Origin of the sequence: Komagataeibacter sp. FXV3, assembly GCF_015155755.1 — a bacterium.
Taxonomy (GTDB): Bacteria; Pseudomonadota; Alphaproteobacteria; order Acetobacterales; family Acetobacteraceae; genus Komagataeibacter.
Window position 1 is genome coordinate 1 of the sequence record NZ_VWPI01000044.1, and the last position, 26,604, is coordinate 26,604.

Consider the following 26,604-nt stretch of genomic DNA (forward strand, 5'->3'; position numbering starts at 1 on the left):
GACGTACACCCGTTGACCCGCCCCGCGGGTCAACTGGTGTACGTCATTGAAGTGGTCGATTACGGGGTAATACAGCGCATAAACCAGCGCGGCCCCCAGAATGCCACCCACGATCTGCGCCATCCAGTAAGGCACCACCTTTTTCCATGGGAACGCGCGGTAAGTGGCCAGGGCAAGGGTCACCGCCGGGTTGGCATGCGTGCCCGAAACCGATCCGGTAGCATAGATGGCCACGGTGACCCCCAGTCCCCATACGATACACACCCCCCAGTAGGCGTGCAGGTAAGGGCTGGGATCGTAGAGAAGGTACATCGCTGCTACTGAATCACCAAAAGCAATGATGATGAATACGGCAAGAGCTTCGGAAATAAGCTCACCCAGGAATACCCGATTCATTGGCCTGTTTCCTTATGTATTGATCTGGAACCGGTTTATTCGGCCCAGTCAAAGGATTTCTGTACTGCCTTCTTCCACCATGCCAGGTAGCGGCTGCGCTGTTCCGGCGGCATTGTGGGCTGCCAGGTGCGGTCAACTTCCCAGTTGGCGCGCAGGTCATCGATATTTTTCCAGTAACCCACGGCCAGACCTGCGGCGTAGGCAGCACCCAGCGCGGTCGTTTCCACCACTTTCGGACGGACAACCGGCACATTCAGGATATCGGCCTGAAACTGCATGAGCAGTTCATTCGCCACCATGCCGCCATCCGTTTTCAGGCTGCTCAGGATGATGCCGCTGTCTTCCTCCATGGCGGCCACGACATCGCGCACCTGATAGGCCGTGGCCTCCAGCGTTGCGCGTGCAAAATGCGCGCGTGTGACGTAACGGGTCAGCCCCACAATAGTGCCACGGGCATTTTCCTTCCAGTATGGTGCATACAGTCCGGAAAACGCAGGAACGATATAGATGCCGCCGTTATCCGCCACACTGCGGGCCAGCGGTTCGATCTGTGTCGCCAGGTCGAACAGCTTCAGGTTATCGCGCAGCCATTGCACCAGTGCGCCCGTAATGGCGATGGAACCTTCCAGCGCGTAACGGGGTTCTTCCGTGCCGAACTGGTAGGCCACCGTTGTCAGCAGTCCTGCCTTGGACTGGACCGGATCGGTACCGGTGTTCATCAGCAGGAACGATCCGGTGCCATAGGTGTTTTTGGCCTCTCCCGGTGAAAAACAGGTCTGCCCGACCAGGGCCGCCTGCTGGTCGCCCAGAATGCCGGCCAGTTTCGTGCCCTGCAGGCTGGGAATGGTGATCGTGCCATATACCTGAGATGATGGTACAATGCGGGGCAGGCAGGCGGGAGGGATGGAAAATGCCTTGAGCATGTCCTCATCCCACGCGCAGGTTTTCAGGTTCATAAGCTGGGTGCGTGAGGCATTGGTCACGTCGGTAATGTGGATACCGCCCCGGGCGCCTCCCGTCAGGTTCCATGAAAGCCAGCTGTCTATCGTGCCGAACAGGGCCTGCCCGCTTTCGGCCTTCTGGCGCGCGCCTTCCACATTATCCAGCAGCCACCGCAGTTTGAGGCCCGCAAAATAACTTGCCAGCGGCAGGCCGGTAATGGCGCGAAAGCGGTCCTGCCCCCCATCACGACCATATTCGTGGACCAGCTGGTCCACGCGGGTGTCCTGCCATACAATGGCGTTATGCAGCGGCTGGCCCGTTGTTTTGTCCCACAGGACGGCGGTTTCACGCTGGTTGGTAATGCCCACCGATACCAGGCTGCCCGCACCCAGATTGGCCCGCGCCATGGCGGCACCGATCATTTCACTGGTATTTTCAAGGATTTCTATTGGATCATGTTCAACCCAGCCCGGCTGGGGATAGATCTGGCGGTGCTCCTTCTGCGCCACGGAAACGATTGTTCCCTTCCGGTCGAATATCATGAACCGGGAACTGGTTGTGCCCTGGTCTATCGCGCCAACGTATTCCGTCATGCTGCATTCCTTTTTTGTTTTTATCTTCTGCAATAACGTTTCACAGCGCCGGTTTTATTTAAATTTTATTATGAACCGGTGTGAAAATCATATTCGCCTTTTCTTCCCGCAGGCATTCAGGATATCTGCTGCGGCAAAACTTCAGAGATTGGTGGTGAACTGGAACCCGATCACCGCTGCATCATGGAAGGTTGTCGTGGCCCCGGGGCGCTGCAGGTACTGGAAATCAGGCTGGAAGGCCGTGGCACGGGCAACATGGATGCTGTAGAAAGCTTCCCACACGTTTTCATGGCTCTGTATGCCGTAGACGGCGCCCCACTGGTTGGGAAGGTAGGGCAGACCGAGCGCAAGTGAGGATTCCTGCTGCAGGGCCACGGTGTGGCTCATTTCCATATACTGGAACATGACGCCTATCTGATCCAGCGGGCGACCCCAGGGGGTGCCGCTTTGCAGCAGGCCGATCCATTCATGATCGCGCATGGCCACCTGGCTGCCCTGTGTATAATCAACACCCCCGATCACGATCAGGCCGTTCGCCAGGCCGTCCCCGCTTCGGTGGATCATCTGGTTGAACATGAGCCATGCCGCGTTCATGCCGGATTCATACCGGCGCGGCAGGCCTGTCGCCTGAAACGAATTGCCGTTTATGTCGGCATACAGGTTGGGATAACGGGAATTGTCGTACCAGTACCCGATCTTGTAATGCCCCAGCAGGTGGTGCCTGCCAAAGGAGGGGCTCCAGCCGATCTCCACTTGGGAGGAAAGCTTTCCCAGTCCGTCCTGCCCCAGTGCCCAGCCTGAAATGCCACCGTTATAGGCGTGGGGGCTGACGGCAAAGATGCCCCCCATGATGTAAGTACGCAGCGTGGGCCGCACCCGCAGGACCGCGCCAAGGTTGCCCGAAGGCCAGTCCCGTCCACCCGGCACGTATTTGGATGGGGCGGGATTGCCGCACACCGATACGTTCATGAACGAACAGGCCAGATAATCCTGATTGAAAAAACTGCCTGTGGGTATGACACCGACCGACAGGATGATGCGATCGCGCAGGAAACCCTTGTCAGCATACATGTCCACCAGATGGGCAACCACGTTACCGCGCGCACCGTATATTTCTTCAGGATTGGTGACCGAATCCCCCATGGCGTTGGACAGGCTGTTGCCGTGTCCGTTGATGACCAGCATATGGGTCCAGAAGGATGGAATTCCTGCCAGGCGTTGCCAGTCTATGTCCAGCGCGCCCGCGACCTGACCGGCCAGCACGTTGGCGCGCTGCTTGCCACCGGTAATATTGCCCATATATTCTTCATTGACGGTAACATTAAGGAAAATGCCCCGATTGGACAGCCATGGCTGTATGCCGCCCCAGTCCCCGAACAGGTGGGGGGAGGCGGTCAGCATGGGCACAAGGGGGCCGATTGCCACCTGTCCGCTTTCGGTCATGGGAAAGGCCGTGGGTTCGTAATGGGTCGTAAAGGCGGTCTTGGCGGTTTCTGTCTGGGCCAATACTTCGGAAGTGAGCATGCAACCGGCGAACAGCATTCCCACCATAACGGCCAGCAGCCTGATAAGGGCGGGAAAGTTGTTCCATGTTATTGCAGACTTGTTCTCGTTCTTGGCGCATGTCGTGATGACACACATTGTCTGCTCTCCCCTCCCGGGCGGGTCTGGGCCACGGGTTCGGTTATCGGGAACAGGATGTGTATCGATTTACAAATGAGAAAGATTTAATTCATGAATAACACAATTTAGTGAATAATTTAATCATCTTATATTTGCAATGATTTAAATATATATTTAAACTCATAAAGTAAGTTATTATCTAATTTAGAATGGTTTTATGCCGATGATGTGCGGTTGATCCCGCCGGAATCCCGACGACATGCCCTGTATCCCTAAAATACTGTTTAAAAATAACTTATCGCTATAAATAAAAGCTTTTGGGTGCCGCCTTTTTTCAAAAAGGTGGCGTCCTGTCGAAGCTTTCTGAAAAAACAGCTTCACCATAAACGTGCTTATGATCGCAGAACGTAGGCAGCATGACCGCCTTATGATTTCGGTTGTTCAGGGCAAGTCGCCGGGAATACTGTCCAGAGGCATCTGGTGTGCCTGCAGGCGCGGCTGGCAACGCGTTCCGGGTTGGATATCCCCCATCGAACACGTTGCCTCATGGCTTAAAGGACATCCGGGATGCCGCAATCCTGCCGATATGAGACCAGCCGGTCGCGACATCATGAAACAGGCTGGTAAAATCCCTGATTATGCCAACGGTGTATCCCGACCTGACAGAGCTAGTTGCGCATGGCCATACGCCCGATGCCCGGATCGTCCGTAAAGAAACCGTCCAGTCCCATATCCAGCATGCGACGGATTTCTGCGATCGAGCCTTCGGGGTTACGTGCATCATCTCCCCTGGCATCACGTAGTTGCGCGGGCAGGAAACGGTTTTCCGGCCGGAAGGTATAGGAATGGACCAGAAGCCCGGCACGGTGTGCGTCATCAATCAGTGTTGTCGGTTCACGCCAGGCCCCGGCCGCATCGCGCGGTATGATGTCCGTGTTGGATGGCCCGATCACATCGGCATATTCACGCACGCGCTTCAGGCCTTCGGCCGTCATGAAATCGCCAAAGGTCAGCGGATGGGCCGAACCCAGCGTGTCCGGCACCGACTGCGTACGCTCGCCCATCAGGAACATGAGGCGGGCCTGCGGGTTTATGGCCTGCACCCTGCCATGGAGCAGGCGCAGGTTCGTGGTCTCGAAGGACTGTACCTCAAGCGGGCAGGTGCGGGTATATTCATGCGCCGCGATCACATGCAGGAACGTTTCTTCGGGTGTATGGCCCAGCTTGTGGAAATGGGTGGAATTCTTGATCTCGGGTATCAGGCCGATCACACGCCCCCGGGCCGCGGCTTCGGCGGCGACAAAATCGATGACTTCCTCAAATGTCAGGATATCGAAATGCCCGTCATAACGGGTGTTGTGGGCACGCACCGTGGGCAGGCGTTCTTTCGCACGCAGGGTCTTGAGTTCAGCCAGCGTGAAATCGGTGGTGAACCAGCCGGTCTCTTCCGTGCCGTCAATGCTCAGGACGCGGCGGCGTGACGCGAATTCCGGATGTGCCGCCACGTCCGTCGTGGCGGTGATGTTGCTTTCGTGGCGGGCAACCAGCACGCCATCACGGGTGGGCACCAGATCAGGCTCGATATAGTCGGCCCCGTCCATGATGGCCCTGGCATAGGCCGCCAGCGTATGTTCGGGCCGCAGCGCGGACGCCCCCCGGTGCGCCATGAGCAGCGGTACCGGCGCGAGCGCGGGCGCGGCATGGGTATTGCGTGCCAGGAGCAGTCCCATGCCCATCATGGTGCCGGTCATGGCCTGTCTACGTGTCAACATGAACCTGCGTTCCTAGAAACTGGCGCCCACGGTCAGGAAGAACATGCGCGGTGCAATCGGATAGGCGGAGTATTGCCCGCTGGCATACGTGGTGCTGAGTGTAGACCAGCCACGGGTGCCGGTCAGGTTGGTGATATTGCCCTGTACCTTCAGGCCCTGCACATGTGGAATGCCACGAATGGTATACCCGGCGTTGATGCTGAACAGCGCATATGATTTTACCGACAGGTCATTGGTATAGGTCGTATACCGTTTGCCGATCACATCCCCGATGAACTGGGCGTAGAAATTGCCCCAGTTGGTGGAAGCGACAAATTTTTCCGTCCAGTTGGGTATTCCGACAACATTCCTTCCTGCCGTCGGAACCAGGGTGGTGCCGCTCATGTAATTGTCGTTATAGACGGATTTGTTATAGGACAGGGCATTGTAGAATGAAAAATGCGGCCCGAACTGGGCGGTAAAGGAAAAGTCCATGCCATCGGTGGAAACCGAACCGACATTGGTCAGGACTGTGGCACTTCCCACAATCGAGGCGATGGTGGGCGTGGATGACACCGCCAGAAGGCGGTTTGAAAAGTGGACGTGATAATATTCGATCTGCCCGCTGATATTGGTAAGCGGACCGGCCTTGAGGCGGCGGTTGGTACGGAAACCGGTTTCGTAAGTCCACGCCGTTTCGGGTTTGCCTTCCTTCTTGAACAGTTCAAATGCAGCCTGGCTGGTCATGCCCCACGGGCTGGCATTGCCATATCCCGTATCCTGGAATGAACGCATGTTCTCCTGAATATTGGCAAACCACTGTTCATGCGGCGTAATGTTCCACAAGGCGCCAAAGGCGGGCAGGAACGGCCTGACCGTTGCGATCCGGCCGCCGGGAATGGTCCGCGCCGTAGCGGGAGAAAGCGACCCCGGCAGTCCGGCCACGGGCAGGGTGCCGTCCGTATAGACCAGTTCGGACTTGAAGCCTGCGTTCAGGTTGAAATTCCTGGTGATCTGCCAGCTATCCTGAAGGTGGGCGGTCCAGGTATTGGTATAGAAATAATTGGTGTACTGGTGGATCAGGGGATTGGACTGGCGATCATAGGGTGTGGTCGGGTCGTTGATGTCAAATGCGTACCAGCGGCGCGCCTGTGTATTGTTGTTGCGCTCGTACCAGCCGCCCAGTTCAATATGATGATGCCCGACATCATAATGCAATGTGGACATGATGCCGCCGCGATTATCCCAGTATTCCGTCGTGCGCGTGGCCATGCCCGATCCGCCGAAGACATCGGACAGCTGGCTGGATGAATTGTTGGGAAAATAGGCACTGAACAATGTGGGCAGGCCGGCTGCCGAGATCGGCCCCGCCACCACGCCTTCACCCAGATCGTGATGATAATAGATCTGGTTGTCCCAGCGCAGGTGGGAATTGAATGTATGTGACCACTTTACATAGGCCAGGAAATCTTCACGCTGCGCATCGGAATAATAATTGCGATAATTCAGGCCCGCGTTCTTGTAGGCGCTTGAATTGTAATAATTAACAGCCTGGTTGAGATTTGGGTAAAGGAAGGGCCGGACATACAGGCTTCCCCCTTCCGGCTCGACAACGCCATCCTCGTTGGGCTCGACCTTGTCCGACCAGTCAAAGAAAGCCGTAATCTTGTCCTTGGAACCCTGATGCACGAATTTGGCGTTGACCTGATTGCCCCCCTGATGCCCGGCAAAGTCCCATGCCCGCGCATCCTGACGCGCCCATGAGAAATAGGCGGAATTGCCATTGCCGAAATCCCCGGTATCCACGCGGGCAAAGGTGCGGAAGGTCGACCAACTGCCGAATGTCTGGGATATCTGGCCCCCGGCCTTATGAAGGGGGTCCTGTGTGGTGAATTCAAGCGAGCCGCCAAGATTGCTGGTCGAGGCCGTGCCCAATGCGCCAGACCCGGTTGCAACCGAAGCGGAACCGATATTTTCACTCAGCGCCGCACGTTGGGGCGAAAGGCCATTATAGTTGCCATAGGACTGATCTCCCAGCGGGACGCCATCCAGGGTGAAGCCAAGCTGGTTCTGGTTGAAACCATGAATATAAAGCGATGAATTCTGTTCGTTATTACCCCATGGGTCAGCATTTTCAAACACGACGCCCGGCAGGATTTCAAGCGCCTTGAGCGGGTTTATGCCGGGAAGGAGGCGCTGCAACTGGGTGTGGTTGACACTCTGCTCCGAGCGCGAGCGCTTGGCCGTGGCCATGATCTGTTCCACATTGCCGACAGGCGCCTGCATGCCTTTATTAACCGTTTTTACTGTCTGGGCGGATGTCCGGTCGGCTTTCCGGTCCTTTATGTAAGGCTGAATGGTCTGAGCATGTGCCGTGGAGAGAGCCAGAACAGAACTGAACAGGCCAAAAGCGATACGACTGTTACGCAGTAATTTCGGTACCACAGACATTTTCCTGCAATATAAAAGGCAGGTTTCCGTCTAAGTAATTGTTGACTGAATTTCATGTGAACTTTTTATGACGAGGCAGCCCCGCCACACACAGTCAAAAACAAACTGATCGATTATGAATTTTTTATTTCAAATGGTCCTATCGGGAATTAAGTTTTCAAAGTTACTTGGGATGATCCCAGATCGATATGGATCGTTTCTGTATAAACGGATGCCCGATGGGCGCAGAGGGAACCACTGTGCCTGTGGCACCTGTAACGGCTTGCACATCATTCCGGGCATCTCGCATGCCTTCCTGCAAGACATGATCGACGCCCGCCCCGCTCAGGCTTCATTTAATTCAGATGGCCATTCCGAAAGGTTCATCCTGTGCCGGGGGAACAGGATCGCTCCTGAAATTATTTTGTAAGACCGTCGTGGTGACGACCGGGCATAAAATATCTTACGATATGAAATGAAGTAGATGGCATACGCCACCACGTAGGGCAGAAAAACATACATCAGGGATAATCATGGAAAAGCAGGTTCATTCAATTCTGGAGCAGGTAGACGGATTACTCCCTCTTCTACTGGGGTATGCAGGTCAGTTCCTCCTGGCCCTGATCGTTCTTTTCGTAGGCTGGAAACTGGTCAACGCCGTAACGCGGGCAACGGGCCGGATGATGGAGGCCAGTCATATAGAACCGACATTGCGCGGGTTTCTGCTGAGTGTGATCGGGCTGTTTCTCAAAGCCCTGCTGCTGATTAGTGTGGCATCCATGGTCGGCATTGCGACAACATCGTTCGTGGCCGTTCTGGGTGCTGCCGGTCTGGCAGTTGGCATGGCATTGCAGGGCAGTCTTGCCAACTTTGCGGGTGGCGTGCTGATCCTGCTGTTCCGTCCGTTCAAGGTAGGGGATTCGATTACGGCAGGCGGCAGTTCGGGAACGGTTACATCGATCGAAATGTTCCGCACCGTGCTGCTTGATGCCAATAATGAGATTATTTACGTCCCTAACGGAACATTATCGAACAACATTGTCATCAACAGTTCGGAATCAGACCGGCTTGCTGGCTCGGTCAGCCTGCTGATTGATTACCAGGACGACATGGACAAGGCACGCGCACTGCTGCTTGGCCTTACGGAAAATGACGCGCAGGTACTGAAAGTCCCCGCACCATCCGTTTCCTTTCTGCCAAAGCCTGCAAACATTCAGGTCACGCTGGGGTTCTGGTGTGCGCCCGGTGACGTGTCTGCACTGGTCGCGAAATATTCCGAATCCTCAATCAAGGTACTTCAGAAGGAAGGCTATCGTCTTGGGGTAACGGCGCGGAGCGCTGCATGACCAAAGCAGGCTTCAGGGTCACGCCCTGAAGCCTGACAATACTGATGTAGCATGCAGGAGACAGCTTACCCCTGAAAGGAATAGGGGCAGGAACGTATCCATCACGTCAGGCAATGGTCACTGTCGCGCTGCCTGTCTTTCATGAATAGGCCCGATAGCGTTCTCCGCGCATTATGATGTCGACACCCGTGACCCGGCGATGAGAATATCGACCAGACGCTTCGCACTGGTCTCCCAGCCGGGACCAGCGGCGTAGTTCGAAACCCCGGCCAGCGCACGCAGCAGGTCAACCGGCTCGATATCCGCGCTGATGTCGCCACTGGCCACAGCGGCCGCTACAAGCCCGTCAATCGCACTTTGCAAAACGGTGCCGGACTGGGCGTAGAGCGTGCCCGTACCGCCTGCCAGCCCGTTGAGGGCAGGGGCGATCACCAGCTTGGCGGCAATATAGTCAACAAACAGCCGCATCCATGCCCGCAGCGCCTCCACCGGCGGATGCTGCGCGGCAAGGAGCGGTGCGGCATCGGCAAGGCGGTCCAGTTCAGCGCGATAGACCGCCTCGATCAGCGCATCGCGATTGGGAAAATGGCGGTAAAGCGTTCCGATGCCCACGCCGGCACGCCGGGCGATCTCGTCCAGCGGAATATCGGTTTCTCCCGCCGTAAAGGCCGCCTTGGCCACGTTCAGCAGGTTTGTCCTGTTGCGCTGTCCATCGCTGCGCGGTCGGCGGCGCGGCTTTTTTTCGTCGGTCACCGGTTTCCCTCTTGTTAAACGGAGCAATCCTCCGCATATATAAAGCGGAGCCACACTCCATATAACATCCCGCAGGCCATTTCGGCAAAAAACGGATGCATCCTTTCAGGGAGTTTCCCCATGACACAGAATTTTGGCGCAAGCTCGACAACGGAAGATGTCCTCTCCGGCGTATCGCTGAAGGGCAAACGCGTGCTTGTAACCGGCGTTTCTGCCGGTCTGGGCGTTGAAACCGCGCGCGCCCTTGCAGCCCATGGCGCCCATGTGGTGGGTGCCGCGCGCAATCTGGAAAAAGCAGGGCATGCCACCACGCAGGTCCATGCGGACGGCGCGCGCGGGGGAGGGAGCTTCGAACTGGTCGTCCTTGACCTTGCGGATCTGGGCAGTGTCCGCGCCTGCGCCGATCAGTTGAACGCAGCCGGCCTTCCGTTCGATCTGGTGATCGCCAATGCGGGCGTGATGGCCACGCCATTTGGCCATACGAAGGACGGGTTCGAGACGCAGTTCGGCACCAACCATCTGGGGCACTTTGTCCTCGTCAACCGCATTGCGGGGCTGATGCGCACCGGTGCGCGGCTGGTCAACGTGTCCTCGGCCGGACATCGCTTTGCGGATGTGGACCTGAACGACCCGAATTTCGAGCATACGCCGTATGATCCGTTCCTCGCCTACGGCCGCTCCAAGACAGCCAACATCCTGTTTGCCGTCGCCTTTGACGCACGGCACCGCGCGCGCGGCGTGCGCGCTACAGCGGTGCATCCGGGCGGGATTCTGACCGAACTGACGCGTTACATGCCAGCAGGCGGCATTGAGGCGATGGTGGCGCGGATCAATGAACAGGCTGCGGCAGAAGGCAAGCCACCGTTCCAGTTCAAGACCATTCCGCAGGGCGCGGCCACGTCCGTCTGGGCAGGCGTGGTGGGAGCGGCTGACGCGGTTGGCGGTCATTACTGCGAAGACTGCCACGTAAGCCCAGTCGTGCCTGATGACCAGCCGATCAGTCTGGTCAGTGCGGGCGTGCGGGCCTATGCAGTGGATCCCGTGCATGCCGAGGCGCTATGGGCCAAAAGCGAGGAAATGGTCGGGGAGAAATTCTCCTGAAGCATCCGTTTAAAGACTGTTTAAAAACAACTCATTGATAAGAAATAATAAAAGCTTTTGGGCGCCACCTTTTTTTTCAAAAAGGCGACGTTTTCCAAAGCTTTTTGAAAAAAGCTTCACCCAAAACTTCCTTATGATTGCCAGATGTTTTCTGGGCTAACGTTTCAAACAGTCACTTACCGATATGTGTGACGTGCGTGCAGGGGGACGAAAGGCATCTCCCTGCGCTTTCGTGTTAGGATATTGATTGTAATGCGCCTTGTTGTTTTCGGTCTGCCCCTTCTTGTCGTGATCCTCAACTGGCTCTGGCCGCTACCTCTTCCCCTCGGGCTGAAGATAATGGCGGCCGCTCTGGTGGTCATCGCCGCCCTTTACCATTACTGGTCCCGGCTTTCCTCGGGTTCGGTCTTCGCGCCAGAATTTCCCCGGCCTGTTGTCATCCTGTTCAACTGGGCGTTCGGGGCGATCGCGTTTCTCATGCTGTTCCAGATCGCGCTTGATATCGGTGCGCTGCTGGTTGCGCTGGTAACGTGGCAGCCGGTGCGTATCCCGGTGGCAGCACGGATGGCTGTGGGCAGCATTGCCGGGGGACTTTCCGCAATTGGCGTTGCCAATGCGCTGCGTGTGCCGCCAGTCAGGGATGTAAGCGTGACCATTCCCGGCCTGTCGCCAGCGTTTGACGGCTATCGGCTGGTCCAGTTGACCGACATGCATATCAGCCGGCTATTTCCCGCCAGATGGGCAAGGGCGGTTGTCGAGCGCACCAACGCGGCTGGTGCCGACATGATTGTCGTAACAGGCGATTTCATTGACGGCTCGGTGGCCATGCGTCGTGCCGACGTGGCACCGCTTGCGGGGCTGCATGCGCCGGACGGCGTTCTGGCGATCCCGGGAAACCATGAATATTTCTTCGATTACACCGACTGGATGCAGCACCTGTCGAAACTGGGCTTCCACATGCTGCTGAACTGCCATGTAGTCATAACGAGGGCAGGGGCCAGGCTGGTCATTGCGGGCGTTACCGACCGGTCAGCACCCGCGCATGGGCAGGCTGGCCCCGATCTGGCTGCAGCCCTTGCAGGTCGTCCCGACGGGGCATCGATCATACTGCTTGATCACCAGCCAGGGGACGCGCGTGAAGCGGCCGTACGGGATGTCGCCCTGCAACTGTCGGGGCATACACATGGCGGGATGATTGTTGGCCTCGACCGTCTCGTCGCGCGCGGCAACAGCGGGTTTGTCTCCGGGCGCTACGATGTGGGTGGCATGGTGCTTTATGTCAGCAATGGCACCGGGCTATGGCCGGGCTTCGCGCTCCGGCTGGGCAGGCCATCCGAGATCACCCGTTTCACCCTGCGTGCGGGGTGAGGGGATGAACTTTATCCTGTGCTTGAAAATTTCAATATTCCAATGCGATTTCCTGTATCGTTCGGGTGATGGATCCTGTCCGTTCGGTCCTGCAGGGGACCTCTTTTTACGCAGTAAACACGGATGCGCGTAATATGATCGGCTGGACCAGAACTTCGTTGCGCTTGAGGATAAGAGCGGGCTGGGGAAAGGCGTGATGATATGGTTTTGAACGCCGTATCCAACGAGATGAACTCCCATCAGGGTAAGAAAGAAACCGGTTGGCGCGATGGAAAACGATAATGAACTGGCCTGAACAGCTCGGCCTTACAATTCCATTGGTACAGGCACCGATGGCCGGTGTCTCCACTCCGGCCCTTGCTGCTGCGGTTTCTCAGTCCGGGGCACTTGGCTCAATCGGGGTAGGGGCCGCTGGTGTTTCAGTCGCGCATAAAATGATCTGCCAGATACGCCAGCAGACGGCGGCCCCTTTCAACGTCAATCTGTTCGCGCATAAGGCACCGGAAATCGACCCGGCCCGTGACGGGGCCTGGCTGACATGGCTGAAACCGCTGTTTGCCGCGTTCAATGCAGTTCCGCCAGCCAGCCTGCATCCCATATACCGAAGCTTCAATGATGATCCAGACATGCTCGACATGCTTGTGCACATGAAGCCACCGGTCATCAGTTTCCATTTCGGACTTCCTTTGCCTGAGAAGATCCTGGCCCTGAAGGCGACAGGTGCCGTCTTGCTGGCAACGGTCACCAGCCTGGAGGAAGCCCGCGCTGCCGAGACCGCAGGGATGGATGCGATTGTAGCGCAAGGGATCGAGGCGGGCGGCCATCGTGGCATTTTCGATCCGGCGGGTCACGACGATGCCCTGGGAACATTGACCCTGACCCGCCTTCTTGTGCGCAAATGCCGCATTCCGGTGATTGCCGCAGGCGGTATCATGGATGGAGCGGGTATAGCGGCTGCACTTGCCTTGGGCGCGGTCGCGGCACAGATGGGCACGGCCTTCATTCTCTGTCCGGAGACAGGCGCGGATGAAGATTACCGAAAGGCTCTGGCGGGACCGGCCGCGTTTCATACACGCATGACCGATCTTATTTCAGGACGGCCTGCGCGCTGTCTTCAAAACCGGTTTACGGGCCTGAGTGACAGTGTCGGCATTCCACAGGTTCCCGATTACCCCATTGCCTATGATGCGGGGAAAGCACTCAACAAAACCGCCAGAAACTGTGGTGAAAGTGGTTTTGGTGCTTATTGGGCCGGACAGGGCGCCGCACTGGCCCGGGCTATGCCGGTGGGTCAGCTCATGGACAAACTGAAGGAAGAACTGCACAGGGCACGTTATTTAAAGACATAATCGCCAACCTGCCCGGCGTTGCTAACTTCAAGGATGTCGCACCGCTGCCAGGTATGCTGGGCTGGGCCTTCTGCAACGCAGATACGCACGGTTGCAAAACGTGCTGCCGAACCGTCCTTGGTTTTACGATGCCAGTTGATCCCGCGCCATGCAGCAGTTTTCAGTAACTGATGGGCAGAAACAGGCCGTTGCTTCGGTGCCAGTTACATGCGGGACAGACCGCTTTTTCTGATCGAAAAGACCAGTTCCACGTCGACTGAATAGACTTTCCAATAACGTGGTATCTCGAACAGCCCGACCCTGTGACCGATAGCCCAATCGAGAAGGTCAGGGGGAACGGAGAAAGCAGGTTTCACCTCTTTGTGGCCATTCAGTTCCTATTTCCCCAGCCCCAAAACCTGCCATTCCGCGATTTCAAGCGACGTCGGCGAAACGCCCTTTTTCGTTCACCTGACGAGCCTTCAGAAATTCCTATGATCTGCCATCTGTGCCAAGATCAGCAAGGGGATCGACGGCCTTGCGGTCACTGAGTGATAACGGCGTGCGTAGTCGATCGAGGGCACTTCAGGCATAGGAAAGTGTAACCCGCCTCCGCACGCTGAGCGTCAAAGAGGAATCCCACGTCGTGCCTTGTTCTTGATCCAGGCCGCAACCCTGTCGACAAATGCCCAGACATCGTCGTCACCTGGATGAACATAGTTGAGAGCTTTCGGATCGTTTCCCAGTGCCTCGAAGATGTTGCGTAGCCACCTTTTGCTTCTGGGAACGCTCAATCCCGGCAGCCAGTGCTCGACTTCGCCCCCCCTCAGGACGAACAAGCCATATTGGTCGAGGCGGTCGAAAAGATTCTCGGCCTTTTCCTTCGCAGCGCCATTGAGCAGCGCAATTCCGCCATCCGACTTGGGCTTCTTGTCGTCTGAGATAAGGTCTGACCAGACGCCTGTGCGCTCCAATTTTATAGAATTGTGGGGCTTCGGGTAACTTATGGCATCTAAGAGAACCGGAAAGTTGGTCTCGGGGTTGAGTGCATCAATGTCAAGAATGGCGGCAACGGGTATCCCAAGTGCCCGAAGCGGCCCGACGATCTTGTTCACTGAATCCTTCCCGTTGGCGTTGAGGAAAAGAGTGTTCGGCGCGCCTCGTCCAGATTCCTCTGCCAGAAGCCGCTCGTTGAGCTCTTGGTAGAAGGCGCGGTCCGCGTCCGCTTCGGTGACCACGACGCCTTCGTAAAAGACGCCCGATAGAGCATTTGCAGACCGTAAAAGTGGCTCTTGCATCATGACACGGATGTCATCGTTCGAAAGCATGCGAGCGGTGGCACTGCCTTGCTGATAGGTCAGGCGGACAACATTGACCTTCGCGCCCGACTGGATCGCGCCCATTAGGAACTGACTACTATGGGTCGATACAAAAACCTGCTTGTCGCCTTGACTTGCAGTCTGGGCGATTTCGCGACCAAGTTTGTAGGCTAGGGTTGGGTGCAGAAAGGCTTCCGGTTCATCGATGATCATGATCTTCGGGTCGCCTGCGCGCAGTAATAACAGCATGCCCGTGAAGGCCTTCATTCCGTCGCTCCACTGATTGACAGGAAGAGCATTCCTCATCCATTCCAGCGTGGGGTCCTCGACGGAGCGCTCGTTTGGTGGGGCCGTATTCCCATATCGAAGGTGGATTGACGCTCCCTCGGAAATGTCCATGCCTAGATAAAGGCCGAAGGCATCAAACAAAATATCCCTTAGAGACTGTCGGCGAGAATCGTCTGTTAGAAGCCGAGCAAAAGTGCTTTGCGGATCCTTCAGGTCGCCTCTGTTCTGTTCCGCGGTCAAGCCAATCCTGCTTGGCCCATCGAGAATGAGCATATGACCAGCTGCGTAGTTTTGAGCGAAGTGATTTATGTGCTGATCAGGATTCTGCAGACTTTGGCGGAAACTATGGATGTGGACTTGTGTCCGCCAGGTTCCAACCTTGAGGTGCATATGATTAGGAGAATTCCGTACTCCCGGCAGGGGCGTGTTGTCCGTCCAGGCTTTAAGGATCGCGTCGATTTCTTGAGCGGAGTGTTTGCGGAATTTGAGCCCATCAAGAATTGTACGATGGGTATCTCCTCTACTACTGAATTCGGCAATTTCGCGCAGAACCATACTCTTCCCTGAGTTGTTTGGTCCAACGAAGATGGTAACGGCAGGCGCGTCCAACACCAGGGGAACTGATCCTTGGCTAGCGCCAAAGCAAAACCTTACTTCCTCAATAAGCACCAAAATCTCCTTTCAATCCTGATTGTTAGACAGCGAAATTCGACCACGCGTGTCAACACCGTCGCGTCCCCCTCGTTGGGTTGCAAGGGGTTGTATGTCTATCTCGGTGGTTCTTATCCTAACCGCGGACATTCCGTTTACCCCCCATGTCAGTCATAAGAAGAGCCGTTCAAGATTCCGGAAAGTGGACGGTCTGCAATAGTTCTCGTTATCCGCCCATATCTTCATCCAGACTTCTGATTGCTGCATCTGCAGTTGATCAGGAGAAAGTATCATGGAGAAGGAAACACGTTTTTCATCACCTGCGCTGAAGGCGTCCGTACCCTGGAATGTAGGAAAAATGGTTGGCGCCAAGCGGGCGCTCAAAGAAAAGCACGTCTGGGCTATTCACAACGAAACATCATTGAACGGTTCTTCGCCAGACTGAAGCCGTTCAGAGGCATTGCAACACGCTACGACAAGCTGAAATCAACCTTCATCGCAGCAGTGCAGTTCGTTTCCGCCATCATAGGGATTAACTGACGACACGTCCTAACGGCCCGGCTGATGGAGAGCATAATCTCCAAGACCGAACAGTTTGAACTTTACATCATGATAATAGGCTTTTTCATCATAATGCGGGACATCAAGGTTAAGGGTTTCTGCGTTCAGGCGGCCTAAAGCAGCCGCCATGCCATAGCTGGCGCGGATATAATTGCTTTGACTACGAACCAGGGCAACCTGGGCTATCAGTGCGGTCTGCTGTTGCTGCAATGCTGCCAGGGTCGTGCCGGTACCCACCATTGCCTGACGTTCAACACCACGGACGGCAATAACGCTGGTCTCCACCGCTGAGCGTGTGCTTTCGATTTCCTGCCGATAAGCCTGCATACGGTTCCAGAACGTAATGGTCTGTTGTGTAACAGCACGGTTCTGCACGTCAACGGCACGCTGTGCCGCCTCCCATTGCTGGCGTGCCTGCCGGACAGCGGCATATTCTGCTCCACCCTGATATAACGGAAGGGACGCACTGAGCATGACGAATTTATTGTCCAGCTCCGATCGACCATCGCTTTGATTAATGCTGTGATCATATCCGGCATTGACCGAGATCTTCGGCAGTAGTGCGGCCATGGCAACAGAAACGGAATTTTTTGCAGCAAGTGCTGAAGACGTCGCAAACAAGATATTCGGGTTATTTTGCTTTGCTATGACAACGGCATCTTTTTCATTTTTGACATCTACCTTGTAGGGGGAGGGCATAATGGGATGATCTGGCGCAATATCTCCCACCACCTGCATATAACGGGCTTTTGCGTTCTCGGCAGCGGCTTCTGCGTCCTGACGTGTCGCATGGGCGATAGAAAGTGCCGTATCAGCCTGCGCTGTATCCGTTCGTGTCACATCTCCAGCCCCAAATCGGCTGCGCGTTGCATCTGACTGTGCCTGTAACACTTTTTCATTATTGATGGAGAGTTCGAGAATTTTCTGGGTTTCAATCAAACCAACATAAGCACTGATGACGTCTTCCATCACCTGCTGTTCCGTTGCGACCAGACGGGCCCGTTCCGCGTGGACGTTATTGATGGCCTTATGTGTCGAGGCTATGGTTGCCCCCCCACGAAAAAGGGGCTGCGTGATCATAACGCCTGCATCATAACCAGGAACATCGTAGTTACGCGCAAACGCACTGTTGGCCCCCTGTGCCGCCATAAGAAACTCGCCAGAGTAGTATGATGCATTGGCGCCTACCTGCACGTTGGGCCGCCATCCCGATAGTGCAGTGGGAACCCCCTCGTCCACGCTGCGCAGCATGGCGCGTTCCTCACGCAGGACGGGATTATCGATATAGGCGCGAGCCAGGGCCTGTTCCAGCGTAACCGTTGCGGATCGGGTTTCAGGGTCAACGGCTATGTCTGTGACAGCGGGGGGCACAATAACCGATGTATGACTTGCCGGCGATCGCGCATAGGCCACGTTACTCGTGAAGCCGACCGCAATGCCAAACGGAACAGAAGCCAGAGCACAATACAGAATACGCATCATTATATTTCTTTTTGCAGTTACGTTTGTTAGTATTTTTATGATAAAAATTTATAATTACTCGAAAATTCTTTTTATCCATGATTTTAATGTAGATATATTCTTTATGTCCACTTCAGCGTTATACCTTCCGGTAAACATCTTTATTATTATTTTCTTTCGTATCTCCTTATCTTCTGCAAATTCGACAGCGCATGTGTTTTCGTCAACAATTCTGTTAATTTTTATTGGTGTAATGATTTCGTTGTTATCAATTGAAAGTATTGATTCTGATATATACTTTTCATCAAATCGTCCAGGGAAATGCAATAACGCCCCACGTAGTGACAGATCCATAAGTGTGACTTTTTCTATTTTCCCCTGATTATCCAGTATGGCTTCCTCGCCCATGGGAAAACGTTCGTCACGCCGACGTTTTGGCAGTTCAATACAGACCACACAGACGGCTACAAGAAGGAAAATATTCAGGAACGACCAGACAATGGCTGAATCATAACCTGCCGATGACTGTAACGGATCATATGCGGAAAGATGCCGCATCATGCCAGTAACAATCAAGACCAGTATCAGGACAAAAGGCCGCATAAACCCCCAGTGTATGGTAATGCCGTCACGCGCGACGCCTTTGTCCGTCACCTTGAATGGATGCCCCCACGGCTTTATGAGTCCTGTCATTACGCTAATGATCACGGATGGTGCCGAAACGATTCCCGCGACATCAGAAAGTATAGGCACATTGCCACGTTTTGTATAAATATAATTGAATACTATATTCAAAACGGCATATGGTCCCAGATTGGTCCACAGTTTTTCGATGGGACAGTCAATTACGGTCACGCCTGTCCACCAGAAAACACCGGGCGCAAGAAGCGTCAGCATCTTGAAGGGATATATAACCGCCCAGACAATAACACCATCGGCCATTGATATGCGATTGGCCCACCCTATTTTTGCCGGCCCAAAACTATTCCATCGGGTGTAAATCTGCTGGATGGCACCCAGGCACCAGCGGCAGCGCTGGGTTATGTATTCCGCCAGCCCTTCTGGTGCCAGCCCCATGCTCAATTGTTCATTCAGCAGGACGGTCCTATATCCATGCTCATACATAAGGAAGCTCGTCAGCATATCTTCCGTTACGGTCGCCGTGGCAAGACCACCACATTTTTCCAATGCATCAGCCCGGAAAACAGCAGATGTTCCACAACAGAACGCGGCATTCCATGCATCTTTGGATTCAAGGATGGAATTAAAAAAAACACGCTGTTCGTCAGGCCAGCTTGTATGACATAAAAGATTGATCTGTATGGGATCAGGGTTGAAGAAGTGCTGCGGTGTCTGCACAATTCCAATATCCTCTTCCTCAAATATTGGAAGAACTCTCTGCAATATATTGTTTTTTACAGTAAAGTCCGCATCCAGCAGCAGAATGAAATCAGGCTTTCGCCCGGTAGAGCGTGCAATTTTTACGCCATTATTGACGTTCCCTGCTTTTGCATGCTTGCCTTTGATGCGAAAGGTGTAATGGGCGCCATTTTCTTCCGCAAGTTTCTTCACCCATTCCCGGTTTCCATCATCCAGAACCCACACCCGCAAATCTGGGTGAATGATGGAAGAAGCGGAAATAATACTACGCTCCAGAATATCATATGATTCATTATAGGTGGCTATAAACACATCTGTCGGCGCATGCTGCAACGGTGACAGCAGGCCACGGTCTGCCTGCTCGCTGCGATTAATGGTTCGGCTCAGGACGACAACACCCAGAAAACCTGAACACATGGCCGTAAATTCAAAAAACACGAAAAAATATACCCATCCTTGGGCAATCCACGAATCATAGTGCGGCATTGCACTATGAATGCGCCAATACAGATATTGTATGCCAATCAAAACTGTAATCATGGCAAATATAAATCTGAAATATTTATTGTAAATTATGCGATCTACATTGCCATAATGTATGACAAGAAAACAGGCACATAAAAGAAGAAACCAGAAAGCCATAAATCGTTACCAAAGCCAGGTCAGAAACCGCTTGATTATGGAATTATCCGTAGTAGGCAGTACGACATGCGCTGTCCGGCCAATCATGTTGGCAGCATCCGATTGTGGCACATGTATCGCTATGCTGATCAGCCCATTCCGCCCACTGGCAGATGTAGTCGGGAAGCTGGCATACTGGTTACTGGCACTCAGGATGTTGTCACCAATGACGGATACGACACGTCCCGTATATTCCTTCTTGCCGCCTTCGATGCGGAAGCGGGCGACCCCGCCTTCACGAATGGCGTCAATCCGGTTCTGGGGTACAATCGCCAGAACGAACAGGGACTGGTCATCAACAATCTGAAACAGGCTTTCCGCCTGGAAAACCCTGCCGTCACCCAGATGCCGGATATTCCAGATCATGCCGGCCGTAGGGGCCTGCAGCACGGTATCGCTGAGTTGCGCATCCTCTACACGGGCTTCAGCGACTTCGTGCTCCAAACCATGTTTCTGGGCGGTCAGGCTGGCGATCTGACGGGTGATATCTGCGATACGCAGATGCACTTCATCAGCGCGTTGGGCGGAATAGGGCGTGTCATTGGAACCGCTGTCAAGCTGGAACCCGTTTTCAGCCGCCGTGGCCTTTACCGCCAGATAATTGATACGTTCATTACTGGCGCTGACACCATGGCTGGATGTGGAAAGCTGGGTACGGTATTTGTCCAGATAGGCACCAGACAGCCACCCTTCCTGGGCCAACTGCTGCTGGCGCTGCAGATCACGCGATGCCAGCGCCCGTTTGGCGGCCTGCTGCCCTTCTTCCGCGCGCGCCTGTTCGACTTCGCTGCGAATATATTCGGCCTCAAGCTTGTTGTAATCTTCACCACGCTTGCGAAGGCGATCGTACATCGTGGTCAGTTCTTGATTTTCAGCCTGATAGGCCTGCAGATCCGTTTCAACCTGCGCAAGCTGCTGCTGCAGGTGCAGAAAGGTCATGTGTTCAGCCCGGTCATTGATAATCCGGCCGAGCACCATCTTTTCTTTTACATGGGTGCCAACAGATGGAATGGCGACTTCAAGCCGACCTGAAATTGGCGCGCGTACGTCAGTCGTATATGCGGACACAACCGCATCCGACGAAATAATCAGCTGCTGGTGCGAAAGCAGCCCCAGTGCGGTTGCGAATACAATTATGCCTGCGCCCCCGAACTTGAGCATGCGCAGGCATTTGACCTGGTTGTTCTTATAATATTCCTGAGCCTGCTGCAGTCTGGCACGCAGGCCATCTGGTTGTTCAGGAGGAATATCCGTTATTTCAGTCATCGTACATTTTGCCGCAGATCGGGATTGTGACGTTCGTCCCATGCAACATGGGCCAGCATTTTCAAGGAAGCAGAGTAATAATCATCATATGGGGTAATATCAGGCAGACCCGCAGGCAGGGTACCAACACCTTCCAGGCCAGTGCAGGTAGCGACAGCCATATATCCGCCAGGTGTCGCACCATTATCCCGTTCGCCTGTATCCAGATCGATCCATGCGGGAATATTATGTTCAGGCCATGCGTTCCAGAAACGATGGTAAATACCCGCGGCATCCTCGTCCCATATGCCCCCCCACCATGAATGAAGGGGCACCCGGATTGCATCGAACGAAAAACGTGGTGGCCACCCGGGGGCGGGAATCATGTCCAGGGACCTGTTGTCAATCTGCAACCAGTCCGGAGGCAGCTTCCACATGCCGAACCTGGCAAGCTGCATCAGTTCCGCCCCATCCCGGATGAGAGCATCCCATAGGGGGGAGGGGCAAACCTGCCCCCCGGCAACCAGGGCGGGAAAAATATAATAGGACAGATTGATCGTGTGTGTATCGCCCGTCTCGAACCCGATATCGGCCGGACGCAGTATCTTCTTGTCGCCGACCTGCGCAACGAGCTGCTTCAGCACATCAGCATAAATGGCGGCCGACCTGTCGCGCAGATGGGAATCATTCCAGCGCATGGCGCCCCGCGCCAGTGCCAGCGCCATGAGCAGTTCACCATCCGTCGCGCACAGTTTCTGCGCGACATGATCCGTCGCATCCGGCACATAACGCCATGAATGCAGGGCATCTTTGGGACGGCTCAACCACTGATCAGTCCATTTCAGAATAAGATCAAAGGTTTCACGGTCGTTGAAATGCTGCGCACATAATAGTCCGTACCCCTGGCCTTCGCTATGTGAGATATTTTTATTACCAGTGTCACAGATACGGCCTTCCGGTAACAGGAAGCGTTTCTTGTATTCCCCCCAGTTCCCGATGGTATAGTCCTGTGCGCGTGCACCGGTCATCTTTGCCATTAATGAAAAAATAGCAGTACAGGCTGATAAAGCGGATAGTTTTCGCCGTGATATTGCTAATTCAAACAGGGTTTACGGTCCTACATGGAATTCACACAATGTTGTTTCCTGATATAATATATGGCGAAAATATGTCAACATGATATATCTTATTTTATTAAAACGGTATAATATATTGATTTATAAAGATATTTCCGGATCTATAGAATAGCATCCTTCTGAAATATCATGTCGATATAGTAACTTATTAATGATCCGAATTCTGGCAGATATATATTACAACCGGAACGAGTATAGAGACTTCATTACCCGTGATGGTACAGTTGCACGGACGTGACTCATGTCCCAGGTTTAGAAATCATTCTTTGAGATAGAAGATGAAACTTGCTGCGATCTGGATGGCAGACATGAATGTATGCCGCACCGGTCATATCTGGTCGCAATACGTCGCCAGTCTTTCAGCTTTACGAACATGTTCTCGATAAGGTGGCACTTTTTATACAGATGCCAGTTGTAAGGTGGTTTTGATTTCCGGTTTTTCTTTGGAGAAACACAAGCTGTAATATTGCGTTTTACAAGCAGTAACCAGATCCGGTTGCTGTCATAACCCCGGTCACCGATGACTTCTTCTGTCCCGTCGGGAAGATCTGCAAGCAGCACATCAGCCCCTTTGAAGTCACTGACCTGTCCAGCAGTCAGATGCAGGCGGACAGGCCGGCCCTGCCCATCACACACGGCATGCAGTCTTGAGCTCAATCCGCCTTTTGCGCGTCCGATATGGTGGGGAAAAGCCCCTTTTTTGAGCAGGGCCACAAAGGCAATGGCAGATAACGAGCGAACCCTGCGGCACGAGATGTGGCGGCACGATGCGGGGGATGACTGGGCAGCGTTCAATGCTCTTCCCGCCGTGATCCGCAACCGGGTTGCAACACATGCCTATGGTGCCTGGTCGGTCAATGTCATGATGCTATGGCAGCATTACAAACGGCTCCATGGGCGCACGATGCGCGCCGAGCGGGCGTTGATCCGGTATCTTGATTATTGCGAGCGGCTGGAGCGGGAAGCGTTTGCCTCGCGCTACAGCGAAGCCTACGGCGTGACCGTGCCGAGATGACACTGGCATCCGAATGCCACCATTCTGGCTTTTCAGCTCCCTGTAGCAGTCTGTCGGGCTATCTGGCCTGACGGGCCTGCCGCTTTCGTTGCCAGATCATGATGCCTGTTACCACCAGCATGCACACGGCCAGACCCGATAGGCATATGAGGATACGGCCGCCAGTCCCGGCTATCCTGCCGCTATGCCATGGCAACTGCATCTGCATGACCAGATTGCCCGCAGCCCCCTGGCCGGGCATGTCACCTGCCGTGATCTGACCGGTTTTCAGATCCACGGTAACCATGGGACTTCCCAGCCCGGAAGGTTCTGTTCCCTGATTGCTGAAAAGGTAGAACATGGCAGTCCCGCCATCCGGGTCCAGCAGCACTGCGGCCGGTCTCTCGCCGCTGCCATGAGCCTGCACGAAACCTGCGGCGAGGCCCTCCGCCTGATCAATCGTAACCGGTTGGACCGGGAGCCGTGTGTCCACCATGGACGGCGCGGTGGGCAGGATGGTCCGGATGACGGGATTGAACACCTCATCCTCAAGCGCCAGCGCCACCCCGCTTATGGCAATGCCCAGCAGGACAACCCATAGCCACAGCGAGACGGCCCGATGCAGGTCAAACGTGATCCGTATGGAAGAACGCCGCAGTCCGATCGCCCATGTCTTACGCCATTGCCGCCAGAATGCCTGCCGCCATGCAGGCTGGTGCAACGGAAACGTCAGGAGAAGGCCGACCACACAGTCAATCGACCACAGCATGGCCGAGATCCCCATGACCCACATGCCCGCCTGGCCCAGATCAAGGGAATAATGAACACGGTACACAAAGGACATCAGCGCACGACGGTTGAAACAGCACCCTTCTGTCGGCCGCAGTCCCAGGATGCGTCCCGTAGCGGGATCGAGAAAGATTTCGCTTTCAACCGGATCTTTCCTGCCCGCGACCGTTTCGGACGAATAAACCTCGATCGCACGCCCCGCAGGAGGGCGGTAGAGCAGGGCGGTTACCTGCGTTTCGGGGCGCTGCAGCTTCAGCTGCGCCAGCAATGCTGAAACCGGCAGCGAATGGGCAGGGGCAGGAGCAGGGGCATCAAACAGGTCGGGATTGAGGGCTGCGTCAATTTCCGTGCGGAACACGCTGATGCTTCCCGTCAAACCTGCAATGAACAGCACGCCCGACAGCAGCAGCCCCGTATATCGGTGCAGGCGCACAAGGACCGGACGAACGGTTTTCAGGGTCAGGACAGCCATCATGCATGCCTTGGCACGCCCATCAGGGCAGGGCAACAAAAGAAAATAAGACGCGTTCGCATATTTGCCCGTCCGGTTTCCCAAACGCCCTGCCGAGGAATGGCATGTCTGACAATCCGGAATGTATCGAAACATCACAGTGCCGTTTTGTTATTGATAATGATTATTATGTTCATATAAGGAAGCGCGTGCCCCGTCCGGGCGCTGACGCACGCTGTCAAGGAACCTTCAGGCCGTGGCCTCGACCGATCACCTTCTGGAAACCTATCTGGCAAACCGGTCGCGTTTCGTGTCCTTCGCCGTATCCATGGTCGGTTGCGCGGCACAGGCCGAGGATATCGTGCAGGACGCGTTTGTTCAGGTTGCATCCGTCAGGCGGCAGGGGGTCGTGTTCAACCCTGTTGCGTATCTGACCGCAATCATACGCAATCTGGCGCTTGACCATCTGCGGGCCGCGCACCGGCAGATCCCGACCGAGATCGATCATACCCTGCTGGCTGATACAGGTGCGGGGTCCATATCGCCCGAAGCCCATTGCCGCCATCGGCAGGAACTGCATACCGTGGCAAATGCCCTGGACAGCCTGCCGCCACGCACCCGCCGCGCGTTCGAGATGTATCGCATCGGTGGCTACACATTGCAGGAAATCGCGACCGTTCTGGGTGTTTCCACCACGCGCGTGCACAAGATGATCCAGATCGCGCTGGTGGCCTGTGCCGCGGCCCTGCCAGACATGGAGCCATAAAATTTTTCCCCTGGCGTTAAAAAACAGGCACCTGCGCCGTCCCTGTTGCTGGCAGCACGTTCAACGCCACTGGCGCGGAACGAAGGGGAGCGAACACGGATGAGCACACAGCCAACACAGGGCGCCGAACGTGCCATGCTGGAAGCCGCCACCTGGAAAATCCGCCTCAATGAGGCACCGGATGATGAAACGGTAAGGGTGGAATGGGCCGCATGGCACGCACAGGACCCCGACCATGAGCGGGCATGGCGCCGGATGGAACGCGCCTGGACCCTTACGGGCCAGATGGTTCCCGTAACGCCCCCGCATGACCGGCCCGCGACACCCCGGCGACCGACGGCTGGCAGAATGGCGCGGGCACGCCCGTTGCGGATTGCGGCGGCCTGCATGCTGCCGGTGGCGGCAAGCCTGCTGGCCTTCGCCACGCCGGACCTCATGTTCCGCCTGCACGCCGATTATTACACGAAAACGGGCGAAACCCGCACGGTCAGCCTGTCGGATGGAACGGCGGTAACCCTGGCCGGTCATTCCGCCATCGCCGTGCATTATTCGGGTGGGGAACGGGGGATTACGCTGCTGGCTGGCGAGGCGTTTTTCAATGTCGTGCATGACGGAAAACGTGGCTTTGCCGTCAGGGCAGGGAATGTGACGACGCGCGATATCGGCACCGCCTTTGATGTGCAGATGGCCGGCCCCCATGTCACTGTTGCCGTGCGCGAGGGGATCGTGAGCGTATCCCGCCAGTCCGGCCCCGCCCTGCGCCTGACCGCCGGGCAGACATGGGCGGTCGACCAGCACACGGGGCAGGCCCATCGCGGCATGATCGACCCGGAGGATGTCGGTTCATGGCGTTCGGGGCAGATGGTGCTGAACGACGTACGGTTTTCTGACGCGGTCGCGGTGCTGGGCCGCTACTATCCGGGCACTATCGTGACCCATGGTCTTGAGTACGACACCGTCCCGGTAGGGGGCGTGTATGACCTGCATCATCCCAAGGAAGCATTGGAAGCCCTGTGCGCGCTGCATGGGGGCAGCCTTGTCACACTCCCGGCGGGCCTCACCCTGGTGCTGGCGGACCACAAAGCCCACTGATGGGCGCACAACGGGCAATCAGGCCACGCACAACCACCGCCGCAGCGCTTTTTTCAGGGGACCGCTAAAAAAAGTTTCATCCACACGTTAAAAATAAATCGTCTCAACGGACATGGATATACGCGAATGCAATTCGTTTGCATTTCATGCCAACCGTCC

The 26,604-nt window shown here is 55.3% G+C and carries 21 protein-coding genes; 8 read left to right on the plus strand and 13 right to left on the minus strand.

Features of this window, described 5'->3' with window-relative positions:
• The 5 genes from F1542_RS04175 to F1542_RS04195 all read right to left on the minus strand — a co-directional run.
• The coding region (locus F1542_RS04175; protein WP_193731930.1) for an MIP/aquaporin family protein at positions 1–396 on the minus strand (396 nt) is incomplete at its 3' end.
• A 35-nt stretch (positions 397–431) separates the two neighbouring features.
• Positions 432–1,931 (minus strand): glycerol kinase GlpK, encoded by a 1,500-nt coding sequence (glpK, locus tag F1542_RS04180; RefSeq protein WP_193731931.1) that lies wholly within the window; start codon positions 1,929–1,931, stop codon positions 432–434.
• 141 nt (positions 1,932–2,072) lie between these two features.
• Positions 2,073–3,572, minus strand: coding sequence for a carbohydrate porin (locus F1542_RS04185; protein WP_193731932.1), 1,500 nt, complete (start codon positions 3,570–3,572; stop codon positions 2,073–2,075).
• Positions 3,573–4,222: 650 nt separating this feature from the next.
• Positions 4,223–5,326, minus strand: coding sequence for a glycerophosphodiester phosphodiesterase family protein (locus F1542_RS04190; RefSeq protein ID WP_193731933.1), 1,104 nt, complete (start codon positions 5,324–5,326; stop codon positions 4,223–4,225).
• 12 nt (positions 5,327–5,338) lie between these two features.
• Positions 5,339–7,756: a TonB-dependent receptor gene (locus F1542_RS04195; RefSeq protein WP_193731934.1), complete on the minus strand. Its 2,418-nt coding sequence runs from the start codon at positions 7,754–7,756 to the stop codon at positions 5,339–5,341.
• Positions 7,757–8,262: 506 nt separating this feature from the next.
• Between F1542_RS04195 and F1542_RS04200 the strand changes: the two genes are divergently transcribed.
• Positions 8,263–9,081 carry a mechanosensitive ion channel domain-containing protein gene (locus F1542_RS04200; RefSeq protein WP_193731985.1) on the plus strand — a complete coding sequence of 273 codons (819 nt, stop codon included), beginning with the start codon at positions 8,263–8,265 and terminating at the stop codon, positions 9,079–9,081.
• A gap of 171 nt (positions 9,082–9,252) precedes the next feature.
• Here the strand turns inward: F1542_RS04200 and F1542_RS04205 are convergent, their stop codons facing one another.
• Complete coding sequence (locus tag F1542_RS04205; protein WP_193731935.1) at positions 9,253–9,834, minus strand: TetR/AcrR family transcriptional regulator; 582 nt, start codon at positions 9,832–9,834, stop codon at positions 9,253–9,255.
• 120 nt (positions 9,835–9,954) lie between these two features.
• Between F1542_RS04205 and F1542_RS04210 the strand changes: the two genes are divergently transcribed.
• The 3 genes from F1542_RS04210 to F1542_RS04220 all read left to right on the plus strand — a co-directional run bounded on the left by F1542_RS04210 (position 9,955) and on the right by F1542_RS04220 (position 13,652).
• Entirely contained in the window at positions 9,955–10,935 is a 981-nt protein-coding gene (locus tag F1542_RS04210) for an SDR family NAD(P)-dependent oxidoreductase (protein ID WP_193731936.1), read from the plus strand.
• Between the two features lie 252 nt (positions 10,936–11,187).
• On the plus strand, positions 11,188–12,303 hold the full coding sequence (locus F1542_RS04215; RefSeq protein WP_193731937.1) for a metallophosphoesterase: 1,116 nt from the start codon (positions 11,188–11,190) through the stop codon (positions 12,301–12,303).
• A gap of 281 nt (positions 12,304–12,584) precedes the next feature.
• The gene (locus tag F1542_RS04220) at positions 12,585–13,652 is read left to right on the plus strand and encodes a nitronate monooxygenase family protein (protein ID WP_193731938.1); all 1,068 of its coding nucleotides are present in this window, start codon (positions 12,585–12,587) and stop codon (positions 13,650–13,652) included.
• A 605-nt stretch (positions 13,653–14,257) separates the two neighbouring features.
• Here F1542_RS04220 and F1542_RS04225 read toward each other — a convergent pair.
• The gene (locus F1542_RS04225; protein WP_193731939.1) at positions 14,258–15,793 is read right to left on the minus strand and encodes an ATP-dependent endonuclease; all 1,536 of its coding nucleotides are present in this window, start codon (positions 15,791–15,793) and stop codon (positions 14,258–14,260) included.
• A gap of 438 nt (positions 15,794–16,231) precedes the next feature.
• On the opposite strand from F1542_RS04225, the gene F1542_RS04235 reads away from it, so the two are divergent.
• On the plus strand, positions 16,232–16,429 hold the full coding sequence (locus F1542_RS04235; RefSeq protein WP_408886228.1) for a transposase: 198 nt from the start codon (positions 16,232–16,234) through the stop codon (positions 16,427–16,429).
• 9 nt (positions 16,430–16,438) lie between these two features.
• On the opposite strand, the gene F1542_RS04240 is transcribed toward F1542_RS04235, so the two are convergent.
• From F1542_RS04240 to F1542_RS04260, 5 genes are all read right to left on the minus strand, one after another.
• A complete protein-coding gene (locus tag F1542_RS04240) occupies positions 16,439–17,932 on the minus strand; it encodes a TolC family outer membrane protein (protein ID WP_227672460.1) in 1,494 nt (497 codons plus the stop codon).
• A 54-nt stretch (positions 17,933–17,986) separates the two neighbouring features.
• On the minus strand, positions 17,987–19,831 hold the full coding sequence (locus F1542_RS04245) for a glycosyltransferase (RefSeq protein WP_193731940.1): 1,845 nt from the start codon (positions 19,829–19,831) through the stop codon (positions 17,987–17,989).
• Between the two features lie 108 nt (positions 19,832–19,939).
• Positions 19,940–21,238 (minus strand): HlyD family secretion protein, encoded by a 1,299-nt coding sequence (locus F1542_RS04250; RefSeq protein WP_193731941.1) that lies wholly within the window; start codon positions 21,236–21,238, stop codon positions 19,940–19,942.
• Positions 21,235–22,254 (minus strand): glycosyl hydrolase family 8, encoded by a 1,020-nt coding sequence (locus F1542_RS04255; protein WP_227672461.1) that lies wholly within the window; start codon positions 22,252–22,254, stop codon positions 21,235–21,237. Before F1542_RS04255 ends, F1542_RS04250 begins: the two co-directional genes overlap by 4 nt.
• Before the next feature lie 351 nt (positions 22,255–22,605).
• Positions 22,606–23,067 (minus strand): IS5 family transposase, encoded by a 462-nt coding sequence (locus F1542_RS04260; RefSeq protein WP_346011771.1) that lies wholly within the window; start codon positions 23,065–23,067, stop codon positions 22,606–22,608.
• A gap of 7 nt (positions 23,068–23,074) precedes the next feature.
• Between F1542_RS04260 and F1542_RS04265 the strand changes: the two genes are divergently transcribed.
• Complete coding sequence (locus tag F1542_RS04265) at positions 23,075–23,368, plus strand: DUF6525 family protein (RefSeq protein ID WP_193731987.1); 294 nt, start codon at positions 23,075–23,077, stop codon at positions 23,366–23,368.
• A gap of 58 nt (positions 23,369–23,426) precedes the next feature.
• Here the strand turns inward: F1542_RS04265 and F1542_RS04270 are convergent, their stop codons facing one another.
• On the minus strand, positions 23,427–24,608 hold the full coding sequence (locus F1542_RS04270) for a PepSY domain-containing protein (protein WP_193731943.1): 1,182 nt from the start codon (positions 24,606–24,608) through the stop codon (positions 23,427–23,429).
• Between the two features lie 235 nt (positions 24,609–24,843).
• Here F1542_RS04270 and F1542_RS04275 point away from each other — a divergent pair, with 235 nt between their 5' ends.
• Both F1542_RS04275 and F1542_RS04280 read left to right on the plus strand, forming a co-directional pair.
• Entirely contained in the window at positions 24,844–25,353 is a 510-nt protein-coding gene (locus F1542_RS04275; RefSeq protein WP_193731944.1) for a sigma-70 family RNA polymerase sigma factor, read from the plus strand.
• A 99-nt stretch (positions 25,354–25,452) separates the two neighbouring features.
• Positions 25,453–26,445: a FecR domain-containing protein gene (locus F1542_RS04280; RefSeq protein WP_193731945.1), complete on the plus strand. Its 993-nt coding sequence runs from the start codon at positions 25,453–25,455 to the stop codon at positions 26,443–26,445.
• The last annotated feature ends 159 nt before the right edge of the window (positions 26,446–26,604 follow it).